This is a genomic window from Trebonia sp. (assembly GCF_049794275.1).
In the GTDB taxonomy this organism is placed as follows: domain Bacteria; phylum Actinomycetota; class Actinomycetes; order Streptosporangiales; family Streptosporangiaceae; genus Trebonia.
The window spans coordinates 1-3,071 of sequence record NZ_JBARCR010000774.1 but is presented as its reverse complement, the minus strand read 5'-3'; the positions used below and the strand labels follow the sequence as shown (position 1 = coordinate 3,071).

Annotated in this window: 4 protein-coding genes; 3 read left to right on the top strand and 1 reads right to left on the bottom strand. The window is 70.6% G+C overall.

Going from position 1 to position 3,071, the window contains the following annotated elements; all coding sequences use genetic code 11:
* The coding region (locus WA805_RS20215; protein WP_422280943.1) for a MarR family winged helix-turn-helix transcriptional regulator at positions 1-304 on the bottom strand (304 nt) is incomplete at its 3' end.
* 69 nt (positions 305-373) lie between these two features.
* Here WA805_RS20215 and WA805_RS20210 point away from each other — a divergent pair.
* The 3 genes from WA805_RS20210 to WA805_RS20200 form a co-directional block, all read left to right on the top strand.
* Entirely contained in the window at positions 374-1,789 is a 1,416-nt protein-coding gene (locus tag WA805_RS20210) for an NAD-dependent malic enzyme (RefSeq protein WP_422340031.1), read from the top strand.
* 16 nt (positions 1,790-1,805) lie between these two features.
* Positions 1,806-2,381, top strand: coding sequence for a YqgE/AlgH family protein (locus WA805_RS20205; RefSeq protein ID WP_422280961.1), 576 nt, complete (start codon positions 1,806-1,808; stop codon positions 2,379-2,381).
* 55 nt (positions 2,382-2,436) lie between these two features.
* On the top strand, positions 2,437-3,071 hold a 635-nt coding region (locus WA805_RS20200), incomplete at its 3' end, for a DUF4062 domain-containing protein (RefSeq protein ID WP_425243105.1).

Here is a 3,071-nt window from a genome sequence, read left to right as displayed (position 1 = left end):
CCTTCGGATCGGCGAACCGCTGCACGTAGCCGAGCTCTTCGAGCACGGCGACCAGCCTGGTCAGCGTGGACGGCGCGATGCCCTCGGCCGCCGCCAGGTCGCCGAGCCGCAGCGGTCCTGACCGCTCCACAGTCGACAGGGCCGCGAGCTGCGTCGGCGTCAGCCCCGCCAGCTCGTGCCTGCGCAGCCGCCGGGACAGCCTGGCGATGGCGACGCGCAGCCGTGTTACATCGATCACGCCGGCCTCAGTGTCCATCATGCTCACGCCGGCGGCCGACGGGCTTATCGTGGTTTCCCGGGCCATGCATGAAGATTACGCTGTGCGGCGCGGACCTCGTAACCTGGAGGAAACCCCGGAGAGGCAGGCAGCGACGTGACCATGGCGCCGAGTGTTTCCTACTCCATCACCGCCCGGCTCGACGTGGCGTCGCACGGCCGCGCGGTCAGCGAGATCACCCGGGCGGTAGAGCAGGCCGGCGGGGTGGTGACCGCGCTCGACGTCACCCCCGGCCAGCGCGGCAGGCTCCGTGTCGACGTCACCTGCGCCGCGACCGACACCGCGCACGCCGAGTCGCTGGTGGCCGCGATGGCAGGCATCGCGGGCGTGTCGGTGCACAAGGTCAGCGACCGGACGTTCCTGCTGCACCTGGGCGGCAAGATCGAGATGCGGTCCAAGGTGCCGCTGCGCAACCGCGACGACCTGTCCATGGCCTACACGCCCGGCGTGGCGCGGGTGTCGCTGGCACTGGCGGCCAATCCGGAGGACGCCCGCCGCCTGACGATCAAGCGCAACAGCGTGGCGGTGGTGACCGACGGCTCCGCGGTACTCGGCCTCGGCAACCTCGGCCCGTACGCGGCCCTGCCGGTCATGGAGGGCAAGGCGGCGCTGTTCAAGCGCTTCGCGGACATCGACGCCTGGCCCATCTGCCTGGACACCCAGAACACGGACGAGATCGTCAGGACCGTCGCCGCGATCGCCCCCGGGTTCGGCGGCATCAACCTGGAGGACATCTCCGCCCCGCGCTGCTTCGAGGTCGAGCGCAGGCTGCGCGCCATGCTCGACATCCCGGTGTTCCACGACGACCAGCACGGCACCGCGATCGTGGTGCTTGCCGCGCTCACCAACGCGCTGCGCGTGGTGGGCAAAGACCTGGCCGGCGTGAAGATCGTAATGGCCGGCGCCGGCGCGGCCGGCACCGCGGTGCTGAGGCTGCTGCTCGACGCCGGCGCCACCAGCGTGATCGTGTTCGACGACCGCGGCGCGGTGCACCACGGCCGCCCGGGCATGAACGAGAGCCTCACCTGGATCGCCGAGCACACCAACGCGGACGGGTACTTCGGGGACCTGGCCGGCGCGGTGCACGGTGCGGACGTCTTCATCGGCGTGTCCGCGCCCGGCATCCTCTCCGCCGAGGACGTCAAGATGATGAACGACGGCTCGATCGTGTTCGCCCTCGCGAACCCCGAGCCGGAGGTCGACCCGGACGCGGCGCGGGAGTACGCGGCGGTGGTGGCCACCGGCCGCAGCGACTACCCGAATCAGATCAACAACGTGCTCGCGTTCCCCGGGGTGTTCCGCGGCCTGCTCGACGCGCAGAGCAGGCAGATCACCGACCGGATGCTGGTCGCCGCCGCGCGGGCGCTCGCCGACGTGGTGCTGCCCGACGAGCTCGGCCCGGATTACATCATCCCGTCGGTGTTCCACCCGGACGTCGCCTCCGGCGTCGCCGCCGCGGTCCGCGCAGTCGCCCTCGAGGCCGATGCAGGCACTCAGGAACCTGGCCCATGATGGTTACATGGATCACATGGAGCCGGATCCGAGTGCCGGGAGACTGCTCGTAGCGACGCCGCTGCTGGGGGATCCGAACTTCAAGCGCGCGGTCGTGCTGGTCGTGGAGCACGAGGACACGGAAGGCACCCTCGGCGTGGTGCTGAACCGGCCGACGAAGATCCCGGTCGGTCAGGTGCTCGAGCAGTGGACAGAGCTGATCACGGACCCTTCTGTGCTGTTCCGCGGCGGTCCGGTCGCGCAGAACAGCGCGCTAGCGCTCGCCATGGTCCCCGGTAAGGAGGAGCCGCTCGGCTGGCGCGCGCTCGACGGCGCGCCGGCGCTGGCCCGGCTCGGCCTGCTCGACCTGGACGCGCCGCCCCGGCTGCTGGCGCCCGCTATCCAGTCGCTGCGCGTCTACGCCGGCTACGCGGGCTGGTCGCCCGGGCAGCTCGAGGCGGAGATCGACGAGGGCGCCTGGTTCGTGCTCCCGGCCGAGCCCGGTGACATCTTCGCCGCCGATCCAGAGCACCTGTGGCGCGCGGTCCTGCAGCGCCAGGAAGGCGACATGGCCTTCCTCGCCACGTACCCGGAAGACCCCGGCCTCAACTAGCCGCGGTGATCCGTCTCTTTTACTGGTGACGTACCCGTCGGGTTACCTTAAGGCTGTGATCCGAACGCCCGATCAGCGGGTCCGCGTCTTCGTCAGCTCGACGCTGGGGGAACTGGCACCCGAGCGGCGGGCGGTGACCTCCGCCATCACGCAGATGCGGCTGACGCCCGTCCTGTTCGAGCTCGGGGCGAGGCCTTACGCGCCGCGAGAGCTGTACCGTGCCTACCTGAAGCAGAGCGACGTTTTCGTCGGGGTCTATGCCGAGTCCTACGGATGGATCGCTCCCGGCATGGAGGTCTCCGGCCTGGAGGACGAGTATCGCCTGGCGGCGGACATGCCACGGCTGATCTACATGAAGGAGACGGCGCGGCGTGACCCGCGGCTAACGAGCTTTCTCACGGCGATCGAGGCCGAGGGAGTGGTCTCCTACCGGCGCTTCAAGGATGCCGATGAGCTGGCTTCGCTGGTCGCCGACGACCTGGCGCTGCTGCTGACGGAGCGTTTCGTCGGCCCGCCCGCTGCGCCGCCCGTCGCGCCGCTTCCCGCGCCGCGCTGGCCGCTGGTCGACCGGGTGGAGGAGATGCGGTCGGTCACTGGGCTGCTGGAGCGGGGTGAGGTCGTCGAGCGGCTGTTGCTGGCGGCGGCGCCGCTCGCCGAGCAGATCCTGGAGCGGGCGCCCGGGCTGAAAGT